The organism is Lysobacter sp. KIS68-7 (genome assembly GCF_021284745.1).
Taxonomy (GTDB): domain Bacteria; phylum Pseudomonadota; class Gammaproteobacteria; order Xanthomonadales; family Xanthomonadaceae; genus Noviluteimonas.
This window is the reverse complement of the sequence record NZ_CP089925.1, coordinates 561394-576972: the sequence shown is the minus strand read 5'-3', so window position 1 is coordinate 576972 and position 15579 is coordinate 561394. Positions and strand designations below refer to the sequence as shown.

At 66.5% G+C, this 15579-nt stretch carries 12 protein-coding genes; 4 read left to right on the top strand and 8 right to left on the bottom strand.

Annotated features, from left to right (window positions below):
• The first annotated feature begins 3 nt into the window (after nucleotides 1-3).
• Nucleotides 4-1626, top strand: coding sequence for a mechanosensitive ion channel family protein (locus LVB87_RS02730; RefSeq protein ID WP_232899386.1), 1623 nt, complete (start codon nucleotides 4-6; stop codon nucleotides 1624-1626).
• A gap of 38 nt (nucleotides 1627-1664) precedes the next feature.
• Here LVB87_RS02730 and LVB87_RS02725 read toward each other — a convergent pair whose 3' ends face one another.
• From LVB87_RS02725 to LVB87_RS02690, 8 genes are read right to left on the bottom strand one after another with little or no spacing between them, the layout of a single operon-like run.
• Complete coding sequence (locus LVB87_RS02725) at nucleotides 1665-2543, bottom strand: DUF2950 domain-containing protein (RefSeq protein WP_232899385.1); 879 nt, start codon at nucleotides 2541-2543, stop codon at nucleotides 1665-1667.
• Between the two features lie 20 nt (nucleotides 2544-2563).
• Complete coding sequence (locus LVB87_RS02720; RefSeq protein ID WP_232899384.1) at nucleotides 2564-4048, bottom strand: DUF3300 domain-containing protein; 1485 nt, start codon at nucleotides 4046-4048, stop codon at nucleotides 2564-2566.
• Between the two features lie 14 nt (nucleotides 4049-4062).
• Nucleotides 4063-5421 carry an OprD family outer membrane porin gene (locus tag LVB87_RS02715; RefSeq protein ID WP_232899383.1) on the bottom strand — a complete coding sequence of 453 codons (1359 nt, stop codon included), beginning with the start codon at nucleotides 5419-5421 and terminating at the stop codon, nucleotides 4063-4065.
• Nucleotides 5418-7118 carry a hypothetical protein gene (locus LVB87_RS02710; RefSeq protein WP_232899382.1) on the bottom strand — a complete coding sequence of 567 codons (1701 nt, stop codon included), beginning with the start codon at nucleotides 7116-7118 and terminating at the stop codon, nucleotides 5418-5420. Before LVB87_RS02710 ends, LVB87_RS02715 begins: the two co-directional genes overlap by 4 nt.
• A 12-nt stretch (nucleotides 7119-7130) precedes the next feature.
• On the bottom strand, nucleotides 7131-9887 hold the full coding sequence (locus LVB87_RS02705; protein ID WP_232899381.1) for a hypothetical protein: 2757 nt from the start codon (nucleotides 9885-9887) through the stop codon (nucleotides 7131-7133).
• A 37-nt stretch (nucleotides 9888-9924) separates the two neighbouring features.
• Entirely contained in the window at nucleotides 9925-10302 is a 378-nt protein-coding gene (locus tag LVB87_RS02700) for a response regulator (RefSeq protein WP_232899380.1), read from the bottom strand.
• Between the two features lie 32 nt (nucleotides 10303-10334).
• The gene (locus LVB87_RS02695) at nucleotides 10335-10976 is read right to left on the bottom strand and encodes a response regulator (protein WP_232899379.1); all 642 of its coding nucleotides are present in this window, start codon (nucleotides 10974-10976) and stop codon (nucleotides 10335-10337) included.
• Complete coding sequence (locus tag LVB87_RS02690; protein ID WP_232899378.1) at nucleotides 10973-12094, bottom strand: ATP-binding protein; 1122 nt, start codon at nucleotides 12092-12094, stop codon at nucleotides 10973-10975. Before LVB87_RS02690 ends, LVB87_RS02695 begins: the two co-directional genes overlap by 4 nt.
• 259 nt (nucleotides 12095-12353) lie before the next feature.
• Between LVB87_RS02690 and LVB87_RS02685 the strand changes: the two genes are divergently transcribed.
• Genes LVB87_RS02685 through LVB87_RS02675 form a run of 3 tightly spaced genes read left to right on the top strand, consistent with a single transcriptional unit; the run spans nucleotide 12354 to nucleotide 15554 of the window.
• Complete coding sequence (locus tag LVB87_RS02685; protein WP_232899377.1) at nucleotides 12354-12932, top strand: DUF3302 domain-containing protein; 579 nt, start codon at nucleotides 12354-12356, stop codon at nucleotides 12930-12932.
• Entirely contained in the window at nucleotides 12932-14113 is a 1182-nt protein-coding gene (locus LVB87_RS02680) for an HlyD family secretion protein (RefSeq protein ID WP_232899376.1), read from the top strand. Before LVB87_RS02685 ends, LVB87_RS02680 begins: the two co-directional genes overlap by 1 nt.
• A gap of 10 nt (nucleotides 14114-14123) precedes the next feature.
• Nucleotides 14124-15554, top strand: coding sequence for a TolC family protein (locus LVB87_RS02675; RefSeq protein ID WP_232899375.1), 1431 nt, complete (start codon nucleotides 14124-14126; stop codon nucleotides 15552-15554).
• Nucleotides 15555-15579 lie beyond the last annotated feature (25 nt).

The window sequence follows — 15579 nt, the reverse complement described above, 5'->3', positions numbered from 1 at the left end:
GCCATGACCGTGCATGCCCCCATCGCTTTCGTCCGCCGCGTGCTCGCGGTGTTCGCGCTCGCCTGCGGCCTCGCGCATGCCGCCGCGCCGGCGACGACCATGGCTGCACCCGCCACGGTGCAGGCGCCGGCCGCCACCGCCACCGCGCATTTCTTCAACCGCGACATCGTCACCTTCCGTTCGCGCTTCCTCGGCAACCCGCCCGAGCGGCGCGCCCGCGCGGCGGAGGACAACATCGAGCGCATCGTCGAAGAACCCGGCGTTGCGAAGGCCAGCTACCAGATGGCGCCGCAGGGCCTGATCGTCCTGCTCGACGGGCAACTCGTCGCCGTCGTGACGCCCGGCGACTTGGACACGCTGGAAGGCCAGACGATGGACCAAGCGCGCGCCGAAATCCTCACGCACCTCAACGATGCGGTGCAGGCCGCGGAAACGGCGCGCGCACCGCAGCGCGTGCTGCGCGGCATCGGCTGGATGGTGATCGCCACGCTCATCGCGCTGGTCGTGCTGTGGCTGTTCCGCTTCATCGCCGTGCGCATCCGCCGGCAGGTCGACGCCTATGTGAAAGCACGCCTGTCGAAGATCGCCAGCCCGAACACGCGGCAGGTGGCCATGGCGTTCGCGGCGAGCGGACGGGGGCTCGGGCGCTTCATCGCCTGGGTCTTCGTGATCGTCGTGATGGAGGAGTGGCTGCGCTTCTGCTTCTCGCACTTCTCGTACACGCAGCCGTGGGCGGGTGCGATGACCGAGTGGATGAGCGGGCGCCTCGGCCGGTGGGGCAGCGCCATCCTGCATTCGATTCCGGGCCTGATCACCGCGTTCGTCATCCTGCTCGCCGGCCGTCTCGTCGCGCAGACCATCAGCGTCACCTTCCAAGGCGTGCAGCACGGGCGCTTCCAGTTCATCGGCATCGATTCGCAGCTGGCCGAGCCCACGCGCAAGATCGTGGTCGTCATCATCTGGTTGTTCGCGATCGCGATGGCCTATCCCTACCTGCCGGGCGCGGGGACGGATGCGTTCAAGGGCCTGAGCGTGTTCGTCGGTCTGATGGTGTCGATCGGTGCATCGAGCATCGTGGGGCAGGCGGCGGGCGGCTTCACGTTGTTGTATTCACGCACGATGGCGGTCGGCGATGTCGTGCGCGCGGGCGATGTCGAAGGCATCGTGCAGCAGATCGGCTTGTTCACCACGCGCATCCGCACGCCGATGGGCGTGGAAGTCAGCTTTCCCAACAACGTGCTGCTCGGAGATCGGCTGGAGAATCTCTCGCGCGCCGCCGATGGCCCGGGGATGTGGCTGCAGGCCGTCGTCGTGATCGGTTACGACGAAGCGTGGCGACAGGTCACGCGCTTGCTGCTGCAGGCCGCGAATGCCACGCAGGGCGTGCAGGCCGACCCGCCGCCGCTGGTGCTGCAGACCGCGCTTTCGGATTTCGGCATCGAGTATCGCTTGCGCGTGCGCATCGCCGACGTGCAGCAGCGCTGGCCCATCCTGAGCGAGTTGCACGCGCAGATCCAGGATGCGTTCAACGATGCGAACGTGCAGATCATGACGCCGCATTACGAAGGCGATCCCGAGTCGGCGAAGGTCGTGCCGAAGGCGCGTTGGGAAGGGCGCTCGCCCTAAAAGGAAGCGGCCGTCGCATGGACGGCCGCCCGATCCACTCAGTGCGCCGCGAGCGGCGGCGTATCCGGCACTTCCTTCCACGCGCTGTCCGGGTCGTACTTCGCCATCGCGCGCACGAGGTCTTCGGTCTTCGGCCCCAGGTCGCGTTCGAACACCTGGCCGTCGTGGCCGATCATGAAGGTCATCACGCCGGTATCGCCGTACTTGGCCGGCCACGCGACGAGCGCAAAGCCGCGGCTCATGTTCTGGCCCAGCATGTAGCCGTACTGACCACCCGGTGCGGACGGACCCTGCGCTTTCAGGATGCGGTAGTGGTAACCGAGGTAGTCGCCCTTCGGCGTGTCGTCGCCGAACAGCGGACCCAGAGGACTGATCTCGCCGCTATCGTCGGGGGCCCAGTACAAGCCGTCGTGCTTGCCGTCGGTGCTCACCAATTGCTGCGCGTACTCGAGCACGCCGTCGCCGTCGTGGTCGGATTCGGCGTAATCCAGCTGTGCATCCTGGTAGGCGCGCACGGCCTGTTCGACATCGAGTTCGTTGCGGCCGATGCGACGCAGGCGGATTTCATTCGCGCCTGCCTTCATGTCGAAATGCCAACCGTCGCTGCCCTTCGCCAGCGGCACGGGGAGTTCCCAGTCGTCCTTTCCGGCGACGAGGGTCATCTCGCCATTGGCGCCCGCCTGGTACTTGTGCGACTCCTGGTACTTCTTCAGGAAGGCATCGACGTCTTCGCGGTCGACGCTGTTTTCGGGCACGTAGTCGTGCCAGTCGTTGCCGAGCAGGCTGGCGAGTTTCGCTTCGTCCGCCTTGGTCGTGCCCAGCGCGGCGACGAGCGCATCGCCCGCGGCTTCCGGCGTGGGATAGGCCTGTTGTGCGAAGGCGGGCAATGCGCACGCCATCGCCGCGAGCAGGGCCATTCGAAGAGTCCGTTTCGTGTTCATCGACGCCGCCCTCCACCGCCGCCCCGCGAGGGACGACTCATCGATCGCCCGGCGCCGCCGCCGCCGCGCGACATGCTGGACCCCGAAGAACGACCGCGACTGGCCGCCTGCCGCGAGGCACCCGAATTGCTCGCGCCCGAGAACGCGTTGTTGCGGGATCCGCTGTACGACCCGTTGTAGCCGCCGCCACCGGAACCCCGCGCCGCATCGCGCGAGCCCATGTTGTTCGCGCCGTTCTGGCGATATGACGGCGAGGCCGACCCGCCCGGCCCGCGATTCACGCCGCCGCCGCCGATCTGCGATGAACGCGGATCGCGTTGCGCCGTCGATGCGCGATCGCGCGCCTGCTGGTTGTTGCGCGCAGGCTCGAAGCCTTGGCGTTCCATCTGCGATCGTGCCTGGTCGCGTTGCTGCGAACGTCCGGCGTCTTCGCCGCGGAAGCGATCGCGCCCTTCACCGCCGGCCTGGCGATTGCCGTATTTGTCGCGGCTGGCCTGGTCGCGGTAGGGCACGCCGTCGCGGCGCGATCCATCGTGCTGCCACTTCCCGTTGCCTCGGTCTCCGATCTGACGGTCGCCGCGATTGATGTTGCGATTGAACTCGTTGTAGCGGCTGCTGTTGATGTTGATGTCGCCGCCACCCCAGTTGCAGTCGCCCCAGATCCCGACCGAGATGCCGATGCCGATGCCCCACGCGAGGCCGGCGCCGAACGCCGCGCCCGGATACCAATACGCGGACGGCGGGTAGTAGTACGGCGGGTAATACGGATAGCCCCAGGTGCCGTACACGGTGGTCGGATTGTACGAAGGCACGTAGATGACATCGGGATTGGTGGATTCGATGACGATCGTCTTCTCCGACGATCCCGGCACCGTCGTGGGCTCCTGCATGACCTTCTGGTATTCGTTCGACTTCAGGTTGCCGGCATCCTGCGCTTTCCTGCGCAGTTCCTGCGCCATCGCCATCACGTCGTTGGGTTGCGCGAGGAAGGCATCGCCGAGCTTCTGCACCCAGGCGATGTCCGAGCCGAGCATCTGCAGGGCCTGCGGGAAGGCGACGAGCGATTGCACGCTGGGATCCCAGGGTTCCTGCGCGACGGCCTTCACCGCGTCGTCGCCCTTCACCTTGTCGTGCGCCTTGGACCACGCCGCCGCATCGGCGATGTCGCCGGGGTAGGTGGACGCCATCAGCACCTGCGCCAGCAGCGAATCGGGATACAGCGCCACGGGGGCGACGATCTGTGCGATCTCGTCCTTGGAAAACACTTCGTTCTTCGTCGCCGATGCCTGCGTGGTCGAAGCCTGCGCGGACGACGCCTGCGTCGAGGACGACGTGTACTCCGTCGGCGGCGCAGTCTGCGGCGAGGCGCGCGCCTGCAGCGCGAGCATGGCCGCGAGCACGCAGGCGGCCAGCGCGGTCATGCGCATCGCCGCGAGCCTGCGGTCCCGGCGCGCGGGTGCCTGCACTCGATCCGTTTCCATGGCTGTCCTCCTTTTCAAAGCGGAAGGTCGTAGAAGACCATCACGCGCAAATCATTGAGATCGGTGTCGCCGGGATCGCTTTGCGCGACGTGCGCATAGCGCAGGCGGACCATCAATCCCTTCAGCGTGCCTTCCGGCGGTGACCACTGCACGTTGTAGTCCGTCTCGCCACGCTTGTAAGCGCTCGCGGCGTCGGGGTCGGAGCCCGCCACGTACAGCACGTACGCGCTCATGCCGGTGTGCTTCGGGAACGTGTATTGCCCGCGGATCAGCCACGCATCTTCGCCGTTGCGGTTGAAGTCCTCGACCTGCACGCTCGTGTAGCCCGGGTAGCCGCTCCAGGGCGCCTGCATGTCCGCGTTGCCGTGCGCGTTCGTGTAGGCCGCGGTGATCAACGCACCGCCCGCCGCGAACTCCGCCTTCGCGCCCCATTGCTGCGCGCTGAAGTCGTAGCCCTTGAGGCGGTTGTCGCCGACACTGCGCTGGTCGGAGAACTGCGCAGCGAACTTCAGCTTCGCGTTGCCGACGATCGGGAAGCCGTACTTGGCCTCCGTGTAGAAGATGTTGATGACATTGCTGCTCCAGTACTCCACCGCGCCGATCGAGGCCTCGCCGCGCGTGTAGTTCACGCCGCCGGCGTACACGCCGCGATCGATGTCGGCGCCCGCGTCCTTGGACATCGACACGAACTTGTCGGAATTGCGCTCCTTGATCTTGTCGATATAGCCACCGCCCCAGCGCCACTCACCCGTTTCCTTGTCGCCGTGCAGGCCTTGGAAAACCGCGCCGAGGAAGGTGTTCGGCGTCATGCGGCTGTCGTTCTTGTTGATGTAGGGCGTGTCGAAGGTGCGTGCGCCGAGGGTGAGGCGGATGTCGTCGGTGAACAGCACTTCGGCGTAGGCCTCGCCGAGCACCGCGTAGCCGTCCTGTCCCGACTTCAGCAGCAGCGTGCCGTCCTTGTCGTCCGGCGCGTAGAGCGGTGCGGACAGATAGGCCGTGGCACCGAAGGACACGCGCTCGCGGAAGTAACCGGTCTTGAAGCCTGCCGATCCACCAATGGCCCAGGCCTCGCTTTCGCTGTCGTCGTACTTGTTGCGGTCCAGGTAGTAGGAGCGCAGCTGCACGTTCCAGTCGGTGTCCTCGAACGCCTTGCGGCGCGTTTCGCGCACCCACTCGTCGTGGGTTTGCGTGCCGAACGCGGTGTCGATGTTGGTGTGGCCCTGTTCGGTGGAGTCTTCGGTCTGGTCTCCCGGGGGCGTCGTGGTGGTCGTCGTTGTCGTGGTCGTCTGCGCGGCCGCGGTGGCCGTGGCGAGCAAGCCCGCCGCGGCCAGTCCGCACGCAACGCGACGCGCGTTGTCGTGCGCCGCGCTCATTGCGAAAGCACCATCGCGAAGTAGCCGAACACGGTGTAGAGCACGCCCGACACCGCGTAACCGACCGGGAAGCCCACCCACGGCACGGTGCTGTCGATCTCCTTCGCTGCCTCGCGGGCAGGGCCGGAGTGCGAGCGCGAGCCCGCCACGCCACCCATCAGCACCGCCGGGTTGATCTTGAAGAAGTGGTACCCGATCGCCCAGGTCACGAACGGCGGGATCGTGCTCGCGATGAAGCCGGCGAGGAAGATCTTCAGGGCGACCGCACCGGTCAGCTGCTCGAGCAGCGTGGCACCGGCGTTGATGCCCACGATCGCGATGAACGTGACCAGGCCGAGGTCTTCGAGGATGTTGCGCGCGGCATTCGGCGTGCTGCCGAAGAAACGCAGGCGCGAAACGACCGAGGAGACCAGGATGCCCGACAGCAGCAGTCCACCCGCGTTGCCGAGACCGACGGAGAAGTCGCCGACCGGCACGTTGATCTTGCCGATCAGCAGGCCGACCACCATGCCCGCGGACAGCGTCAGCAGGTCCGTCGACGTGCTCGGCCGCGCGATCTGGCCGAACTGGGCGGCGATCTTGTCGACCGCGCTCTTCAGGCCCGTCAGGTACAGCACGTCGAAGCGCTTGAGCGTGGTGTCCGTGCCGAGCGGCAAGGGTTCGCCACTGCGTTCCATTCGGCTGATGCCCACTTGTCCCGCGAAGGCTTCCTGCGCGAACGACACCAGCGGCTTGCCTTCCAGCGCCTTGTTGGTGACGAGCACTTCAGCCTGGTCGAGCGGGATGTTCAGCGCCGTGGCATCCGGGACTTCCGCACCGATCAATCCGAGGTTCGCCGTGAGGTCTTCAAGACGCCCACCAAGCGCGATGACGTCGCCCTTCTGCAGGACGATGTCCGGATCGGCGCCGAGCGCCGCGCCGTCGCGCACGACATTGGCGACGCGATACTGCGGATACACCTTGCGCAGTTGCGCGATGCTCTGCCCGGAGGTCGAAGGATTGTCGAGGCGATACGCACGCAGTCCACCGGCGCGATACCCGGTGATGCCCGCATCGTCGACGTTGCGGACGCCGTGCGCCGCTTCGTATTCCTTCGCGGCCTTGCGCGCATCCACGCCCCACCAGCGCGGCAGGTACTTGCACACCAGGATGATGCCGACCGTGCCCCAGATGTAGGTCACGCCGTAACCGAGCGCGATCATGCCGGAGATCTGTTCAGCGGTGGACCCCGGCGGCATCTTGTACGCGCCTTGCTCCACGGCCATCTCCGCGGTACCGATCGCCGCGGACATCGTTTGCGACCCCGCGAGCACGCCACCCGCGGCGCCCGGTGGCAGTGCGAACCACTTCGACGTCAGCACGACCAGGCCGAGGCCCAGGACCGCGCAGATCACCGCGAGGATGGTGAAGGTGATGCCGTCCTTCTTCAGGCTGTTGAAGAACGCCGGACCGACGCGCAACCCCACGCCGTACATGAACAAATAGTAGAAGAGCGACTTGGCGAAGTTGTCGAGTTGCAACTTCACACCGTAGGTCGAGGCCCACGTGGCGAGCGCGGCGCCGACGACGACGGCCGCGGCCACCATGCCGAGTCCGTAGCCCTTGACCGAGAACTTGCCGACCCACACCGCCATGCCGACGGTGAAGAACAGCAGGATGTACGGGTTGTCCGCGAGGAACTGGAAGAAGCCTTGCATGGCGCGTCCTCCTTACTGGTTGGAGGTGTGGGTTCGTCCCGAAAGCGCGGACGGCTTGATCAACTTGAGGCCTTGCGCGGCGTGGTAGCCGTGGATTTCCTTTACATCGAGCTTGCGCATGTAAGTGATCGTGTCGCCGGTGATCACCTGGCCCGGCACCATGATCGGGAAGCCGGGCGGATACGGGATCACGAAGTTGGCCGAGACCATTTCGGGACCTTCCTTGAGCCGCTTGTCGACTTCGTCGCTGGCCAACCGCACGAACTCGCAGTTGTCCTCGTCGTAGGCCATGAAGAACGCGGGGCGCATGTGGCCCTCGTTGCTCTTCGCCTTCGCGTTGTCGCGGAAGCCGTCGTGGAAGCGGCTGAAGTTCGGCAGGTCCGGGACGTCCTTCATCAGCGACTTCACGCGCGCATCGAACACGTCGCGGCCCGACTTGCCTTCCTGCGCCAGGCGCGACTCGATGTCGCGCGAGACATCCGCCAGCGCCTTGATCAGCAACGCCGCATCGCTGTGCGTGTTGTTGATGTTGGTCTGCACCAGGATGCTGTTGCGCGAGGTCTTGTTGATCTGGATGTCGAACTTCTCCGAAAGCATGCCCTTGAACTGCGTGCCGTCGAACCCGGCGGCGCCGCAGACCAGCGTGATGCGCGTGGGGTCGAGTGCGAACTCGTCGTTGCGCCAGGCCTCGATCATGTCCGCCCAGGAGCCGTGCGGCGGGCCGTAATCGGTGATGCCCGATTCGCGGAACTCGGCCGGGATCATGTCGGCGGGCGTCGCCACATGGAAATACTTCGAGATCAACGGATGGTTGTTGATCGTCTCGCGGATGCGCAGCGCGAGTTGCGTCATGCGCATGGTGAGCGCGAAGCCTTCCAGCTCCATCTGCCGCCGCGCCAGGTCGAGCGAGGCGATGAGCTGCAGGTTGGGCGAGGTGGAGGTGTGCGCGAAGAAGGCCTCTTCGAACGGACCTTCGACTTCATGGAAGTCCTCGTCCCACACCAGCATCATCGAACCCTGGCGGAAGGCCGACATCGACTTGTGCGTCGAGTTGGTCTGGTAGGCGCGGATGCGGACCTTGTCGGGGTCGGGCATCAGCTTGGTGTCGAGCAGTGCCTTGTCGTCGAGGTTCGCGGTCTTCTCCTTGTACGCCGCGTATTCCTTGCGATAGGCCTCGCTGCGATAGCGCCGCGTGAGCGCCGCCGCCGCGCCCATCGCGGTGCGCGTGCGGTGCAAGGGACTGAAGCGCGCGAAGCCGAACCAGGCCTCGTCCCACAGGAACACCAGGTCGGGCTTGATGCCCAGGCATTCCTCCATCACGCGCCGCGGGTTGTACATGTGGCCGTCGAAGGTGCAGTTGGTCATGTCGATGACCTTGACGCGATCGAGCGTGCCCTCGGCCTTGCAGTCCAGCAGCGCCTTCTTGATCGTGCGCAGCGGCACCGCGCCGTACATCGAGTACTGCACGAGCGGGAAGGCTTCGACGTAGTACGGCTGTGCGCCGGTCAGCACGAAGCCGTAGTGGTGCGATTTGTGGCAGTTGCGGTCGACGACGACGATGTCGCCCGGCTTGCAGATCGCCTGCACGACGATCTTGTTCGACGTCGACGTGCCGTTGGTGCCCAGGTACGCGCGCTTCGCGCCGAACGCGCGCGCGGTGGCCTCGTTCATCTTCTTGATGTTGCCGGTGGGCTCCAGCAGGCTGTCGAGCCCGCCGGTGGTCGCCGAGGATTCGGCGAACAGGATGTTCGTGCCGTAGAAGGTGCCCATGTCGCGGATCCAATTCGATCCGAACACCGACTTGCCGCGTGCGATCGGCAGCGCGTGGAAGGTGCCGATCGGCCGCATCGCGTACTTCTTGAGGTTGTCGAAGTAGGGCGTCTCGTAGCGGTCCTTGATGCCGTCGAGGATCGCCAGGTGCAGTTCCATCGGCTCTTCGAGATGGTGGAACACACGGCGGATCGGCGCGGCTTCGTCGCTGGCGGCGAGGTGTTCGGGCGAGCGGTCGGAGAGCAGGAACAGGTCGAGTTCGGGGCGGAAGTCCTTGATCGCGCCTGCGAGATAGGTCGCGAGCTTGCCCGGTTCCACCGAATCGCGGTCGACATGCATATTGCGCGACAGGAAGTCCTTGAGGTCCGGCAGGTCGTGGCGCGAGGCGTACTGGAAGCCGTCGATCAGCACGACCGACTGGATGTTCGGATTCACCATCACCGCGAGCGCGGCGTCCTCGAAGCTGCCCACGTGCAGCGGCGCGTAATCAAAGGGATCGTCCGGGCGATGCATGCGGCGCAGCTCTTCGTTCGAGCGTAGCCAGGTCGAAGAATCCGTCGGCGTCACGATCAGCACTTCGAAGTAGGGCTTGGCCTGCGCGCCGCCTTCCAGGTCGGGCGGCAGCGTGTCGAGCAGGCGGCCTTCGCCGTCGGCGCCGGACTCCCATGCATGCTCGTCGCGGCGGAAGTCGCCGCTCAGCAATGCACCAGACACCTTCTGGACCAGCCGCGCGAACGCCTTGGCTTCGCCGCCCGCGAGCGCATCGCGCATCCCATCCAGCAAGCGGGCGCCGGGATAGGCCCAGCAGTGCTCCAGCCGCGTGATGGTGGCGAGGAGCTCGCGCGCCTTGCCGCGCATCTTCTCGCGCGCCTCGCCCGGTGCCGCGTCGGCCCATGCACGCGCGTAGGCATTCAGGTGCCGCCATTGGTCTTCGCGCGAAATCGCGGCGGCGAACACGGTGGACAGGGTGGCGGATTTCGGTTCGACGATATCGTTCATGGCAACCTCGGTGGGCGTGATGCGCGAGGGGGTCGCATCACTGCATGGAGGCGGTCGACGTCAGTGGCCGGAGCGCGTCCAGCAACACCTTGTCGTCCACGGGTTTGCACAAGTACGCATGTGCGCCATTGGCCAGGCTGCGCGTGCGGTTGGCGGGGGTGTCGTTGCCGGTGAGCACCACGACGGGGAGCGAGGCGCCCAATGCGCTCAACGCTTCCTGCACTTCGAAACCCGACATGCCCGGCAGGTGCAGGTCGAGGATCACGCAATCGATGCCTTCCAGGTGCGCCATGAACTCGCTTCCCGTGGAGAAGAGGCGAACGTCGAAACCCGAGGCGCGCAACAGGCGTTGCAATGCGCGCCGGACGGGCTGTTCGTCCTCGACCACAGCGACTACTGGCGTGCGCCCCGGCATTGGCGGGACGCTAGACCCCGGGTGGGGGTCCTTCAATTGGCCGTTGGACCAACGCGCAAGCGCGCTGCGAGGCGAACGAGATCCGCGAGGCAATGCACGCCGAGCTTCTCCATGACGCGCGCGCGATGGACCTTGATGGTCTTTTCGACAACGCCGAGTTCGGCGGCGATCTGCTTGTTGAGCTTGCCCGAGACCAGGTAGGGCAACACTTCGCGCTCGCGGGGCGTCAGTGTCGCCAGGCGGTCCTGCAGGGCTTGTTCTTCACGCAGCTGCGCGCGACGCGAACGGTCGAGTTCGAGCGCGTGGTCCACGGCGAGCAGCAGGTCGTCGGCATCGACGGGCTTGGTGAGGAAGTCGAGCGCACCGTCCTTCATGGCGCGCACGCTGGCGGCCACGTCCGCATGGCCTGAGAGGAAGACGATCGGCAGGTCCACCTGGCGTTCGATCAACGAGCGCTGCAGGTCCAGGCCGCTGCCTTCCGGCATCGCAAGGTCGAGGACCAGGCAACCAGGCACCGAAGCGTCGTAATGCGACAGGAATTCCTGGGGCGACGTGCTCGCCTGCGTGCGCAGTCCCGCGGCGCCGAGCAGGCGCGCGACGGCCTTGAGCAGCTGCGGATCGTTGTCGACCAGGCGCACCAGCGGAATCGGCGGGGCGGACGTCATCTGGGTCATCGCGGCATCTCCGGCAATTCGAAACTCACGCGCGCGCCGCCGCCGGGCAGGTTGTCTGCCCAGATGCGGCCGCCGTGCGAGTCGACGATGGTGCGGCACACCGCCAGGCCCATGCCCAGCCCGCTGGATTTCGTGCTTTCGAAGGGATTGAACATGGTCGCCAGGATCGTCGAGGCGATGCCCGCGCCGCGATCCACGACATCCACGCGCGCGCCGCCGCCCGTCTCGCTCGTGCTTACGCGCAGCACGCGCGGCAGCGGCACGGTGTCCATCGCATCGCAGGAATTCAGGACCAGGTTGAGCAGCACCTGCTGCAACTGGATCCGATCGCCCGCCACGCGCGGCAGGTCGCCGGCGAGTTCCAGCTGCACGTCGATCCCGCGGTGCAGCAGGTCGCTGCGCACCAAGTGCAACGTGTCGAGCACGATGTCGTTCACCGCCAGCGGCACGTGCTCCACGTGCTCCTTGCGCAGCCAGGTGCGCAGGCGCTGGATGACCTCGCCCGCACGCCGATCGTCGATGACGATGTCGGCGAGGATGTCGCCGATCTCCGTCAGCTCGGGCGGGTCCAGGCGCAGCAGGCGCTGCGCGGCCTGCGCATTGCTGAGGATGGCCGACAGCGGCTGGTTGAGCTCATGCGCGAGCGCGCCCGACAGCTCGCCCAGCATGGCCACTCGCGAAAGATGGGCGAGCTCGTCGCGCTGCATCGCCGATTCACGTTCGTGGCGGCGGCGCTCTGCATCGAGCTGCGCATGCAGGTCTTCGGTGGTTTCACGATCGGCGCTGGCCTCGCGCACCATGCCGCGCAGCACGCTGGCACTGCCGGCGGTGACCGCCAGCGACCGCTGAGCTTGCTCCAGCGCGCGGCTGCGTTCGCGAAGCAACCAGGCCATCCACACGAAGGCGCCGGCGAGGACGGCAATGACGAGCCAGGTCCAGCGCTGCTCGAATTCACCGGTTGGCGTCGACACGGCCTCGTAGCCGAGGACGGCCAGGGTGGCGATCGCAAGGAAGATGCAGACCACCGGCGCGCGCACGGGCGCCGTCAACAACGCCTTCACGCTGTTGCGCGCCGGGTGCACGACGCCGGACCCCGCATCCACTGCGAGGTCCTGCACGCTCGACTTTCCGAATCGATCTCTGATGTGACCCATCGTCTCGACGTGTCGCTCGGTATCGTGGTCGTGCTGGTTCGAAATTCCGTTTCCTCAATAGCAAAGAAGCCAACGCCGTCCCTTCACCCGAACGGACGAGGTCAATTGTGAGGGCGGACAGAAGGACACCCCTCCCCAAGGGGCAATATCCCGCGCGCGGAACGCCGCCCTAGCATCCCGACCGTCCGTTGGGCATCACCGCCCTGCGTGCAGGGAGAGATTCGTGGCTGCGAACACAAGGCGCATTGCGTCGCCGCTGCTCGCAATGGCGCTGCTCGCTGCAGCGTTGCCATCGCCTGCGCATGCCTCGCTGCTCTCGGGTGATGCGCTCGACACCGCGGCGAATGTCATCGCGTGGATCGCGATCATCATCGTGCCCGTGGTGCTCATCGCGGCGTTCTGGTGGGTCCACATCATGCCGGAGAAGATCGCGGAGAAGCGCCACCATCCGCAGTTGGCGGCGATCAAGATCGTGTGCCTGCTTTCGCTGGTGTTCGGCGGCATGTTGTGGCCGATCGCATGGGTGTGGGCCTACACCAAACCCGTGTTGCACAAGCTCGCGTACGGCACCGACAAGCACGACGAGCATGGGCACGGTGGCGATGCGGTGTCGCTCTCGCCGCCGGACCTGGAACCCGAGGACGAGCCCGCGCCCGTCGCGGTCGCCGCGCGCGCACCCGTCGCGCCTGCCGACGATGTTGCCGAACTGCGCCGCCGCATCGCATCGCTCGAAATGCAGCTGGCCGCCGCGAGCGCGCAGGCGCAGGCCCGCACGCAAGGGCCACGGGACGGAGGCGCCTGATGGAAATCATCCTCCTCCTCATCTACTCCGGCATCGTCTGGCTGATCTTCTTCAAGTTCAAATGGCTGCCGTGGAATTTCATCAGCCAGGTCATCGTCATCACGCTGCCGATCTTCGCGCTGACGGCGCTGATCCTGTACCTCAATGTCGTCGCGCCGTCGTCCTCCGACGTGCGCGTGCTCAACTACGTCGTGCAGGTCACGCCGCGCGTGACGGGGCGCGTGATCGAAGTGCCGATCGAGCCCAATCGGCCGATCAAGAAAGGGCAGGTGCTGTTCCGCATCGATCCGGAGCCGTTCAAGCAGAAGCTGTCGGAACTGGAATCGAAGGTGCCCGAGTTCACCGCCAAGCTCGACACCGCTGAGGCCTACCAGCGTGAACTGGGCGACCAGCTGAAGTCTGCGCGGTCCACGCAGTCCGCGTTGGCGGCCAAGCTGGAGCTTGCGATCAAGCGCGAGGGCCAGACCCGCGATCTGTCCGGCACCGGGGCGGGTACGAAGTTCGATTACGAGCAGGCGCAGACCGACGTGAAGAGCATGCGCGCCGACCTCGCACAGGCCGCCGCCAACACGTCGCAGGTCCAGCAGAAGTTGTCGGCGAAGACGAAGCAGGGCGAGTTGTCGGAAGTCGCGCAGGCGCGCGCCGCGCTCGAGCAGCTCAAGGCGCAGATCGCGTATTCGCGGTGGGAGCTGGACCAGACGGTGTTCCGCGCCCCCGCCGACGGCACGGTCGTGAACCTGCAGCTGCGTGTCGGTTCCTACGCGGCGCAGATCCCGCTGGTGCCGGTGATGTCCTACGTCGAGAACGAGCAGATGGTGCTGGCGATGTACACGCAGAACGAGCTGCGCAACATCAAGCCGGGCAACGATGCCGAGATCGCGCTGAAGACCTTCCCCAACCGCATCATCAAGGCCACCGTGGATTCGATCGTCTGGTCGTCCGGCACGGGGCAGTTGCCGCTGTCCGGCACGGTCCCGCAGACGGGCACGAACCCGATCCCGCCGGGCCGGTTCGCCGTGCGCCTGATTCCATCGGGCCGCGACGAGAAAACCTTCCTGCCGATGGGTGCGCAAGGTGTTGGCGCGGTGTACACCGAGCACGGCCACATGGTCCACATCATCCGCAAGGTGATCCTGCGCGTCGGCACGAAGCTCGACCTGCTCGTGCTGAAGCTGCACTGAGGCCATCGCCATGGGCCGATGCCGCGCATCGTTGATCCTGGGGCTCGGGGCCACCGTGCTCGTCGGATGCGTGACCAAGCCGGAACCGAAGGCGGAAGACGTGCGCGCGCTGGCGATTCCGCATGTAGCGGTGCCGCAGGCCTGGTCCATGCAGGCGAACCCGGCGCCGGTCGAAGCGGGTTGGCTCGCGACCTTCGGCGATCCGCAACTCGACGCGCTGGTGAACGAGGCGCTCGCGAACAACCCGGACCTCGCCATTGCGGCCGCGCGCGTCGAACAGGCCGATGCACAAGTCGACCTCGCCACGGCGCAACTCAAACCTGCGATCGGCATCCTTGGACGTGCGGGCTCCAAGCCCGTATCGGATCTCGTCGCGATGCTCAGCGGCGTGATGCTGCGACTGACCTGGGAAATCGATCTTTGGGGTCGCCTGCGCTACGCGCGTTACGCGGCGATCGCGCAACGCGATGCGTCGGGCGCGGACTATCGCTTCGCGCGCCAATCGCTGGCGGCGTCCGTCGCGCGCGCGTGGTTCGTCGCGACGGAAACGGCCCAACAGGTGAAGCTCGCGAACACGATGGCCGGCGACGCGGAACGCCTGGTCGGCTTGAGCAACGATCGCCTGCGCGTGGGCGCCGGCAACGAAACCGATGTGCTCGCGGCCCGCGCCAGCCAGGCGAACTACGAGGACGCAGCGAAACAGGTGGAACTTGCGCACCGCAGTGCGCTGCGTGCGCTGGAGATCCTGGTCGGACGCTATCCCTCGGCCGCGATCGCAGCCCGCGAGGACCTCGATGCGTTCCCCGGCCCAGTGCCGACGGGCATGCCGATGGACGCGCTCGACCGCAGGCCCGACCTGGTCGCCGCACAGCGTCGCGTCGCCGCCGCGTTCGATCTGGTCGGCGAAGCGAAGGCCTCGTTCTGGCCGACGCTGGGGATTTCCGCCGGTTACGGTCGCGTCTCGAGGCGGTCGCGGGTGGCGGCTTCGGTCGATCAAACCACCGCGAGCGGCAGCGCAACGACCGTCGTCCCGATCTACTTCGGCGGCCAGTTGACGGGCAACGTCGCCCTGCGCACCGCCGAACAACACGAAGCGATCGCCAACTACGGCCGCCTCGCGCTGCAGGCGCTGGACGAAGTGGAGACCGCACTCGACAACGAAAACACGCTCGCCACCCGCGAGCAGTTGTTGCGCGAAGCGACCGAAGACAGTCGTCGCGCGGCGGGCCTCACCGAGACCTCCTATCGCATCGGCAAGTCGGACCTGCGCGACGTGATGAACCGCCAGCTCTCCGCCAACGCGGCGGAAGTCGCGCTGCTGGCGGTGCGCCGCGAACGCCTCGTGCGCCGCGTCGACCTGCACCTCGCGCTCGGGGGCGACTTCGTGCAGGGCGATGCTGCGGCGAACGCGGAGGCCGCGCCATCCGGGGCGCAGCGGTGAGCGGATTGCCGCACGCGCCGGAATG

Excerpts from the sequence above, each read along its gene's own strand:
- LVB87_RS02675 (WP_232899375.1), top strand. The coding sequence starts at position 14,124 with ATGGGCCGATGCCGCGCATCGTTGATCCTGGGGCTCGGGGCCACCGTG.
- LVB87_RS02715 (WP_232899383.1), bottom strand. The coding sequence starts at position 5,421 with ATGAGCGCGGCGCACGACAACGCGCGTCGCGTTGCGTGCGGACTGGCC.
- LVB87_RS02680 (WP_232899376.1), top strand. The coding sequence starts at position 12,932 with ATGGAAATCATCCTCCTCCTCATCTACTCCGGCATCGTCTGGCTGATC.
- LVB87_RS02695 (WP_232899379.1), bottom strand. The coding sequence starts at position 10,976 with ATGACCCAGATGACGTCCGCCCCGCCGATTCCGCTGGTGCGCCTGGTC.
- LVB87_RS02730 (WP_232899386.1), top strand. The coding sequence starts at position 4 with ATGACCGTGCATGCCCCCATCGCTTTCGTCCGCCGCGTGCTCGCGGTG.
- LVB87_RS02725 (WP_232899385.1), bottom strand. The coding sequence starts at position 2,543 with ATGGCCCTGCTCGCGGCGATGGCGTGCGCATTGCCCGCCTTCGCACAA.
- LVB87_RS02700 (WP_232899380.1), bottom strand. The coding sequence starts at position 10,302 with ATGCCGGGGCGCACGCCAGTAGTCGCTGTGGTCGAGGACGAACAGCCC.
- LVB87_RS02710 (WP_232899382.1), bottom strand. The coding sequence starts at position 7,118 with ATGCAAGGCTTCTTCCAGTTCCTCGCGGACAACCCGTACATCCTGCTG.
- LVB87_RS02720 (WP_232899384.1), bottom strand. The coding sequence starts at position 4,048 with ATGGAAACGGATCGAGTGCAGGCACCCGCGCGCCGGGACCGCAGGCTC.
- LVB87_RS02705 (WP_232899381.1), bottom strand. The coding sequence starts at position 9,887 with ATGAACGATATCGTCGAACCGAAATCCGCCACCCTGTCCACCGTGTTC.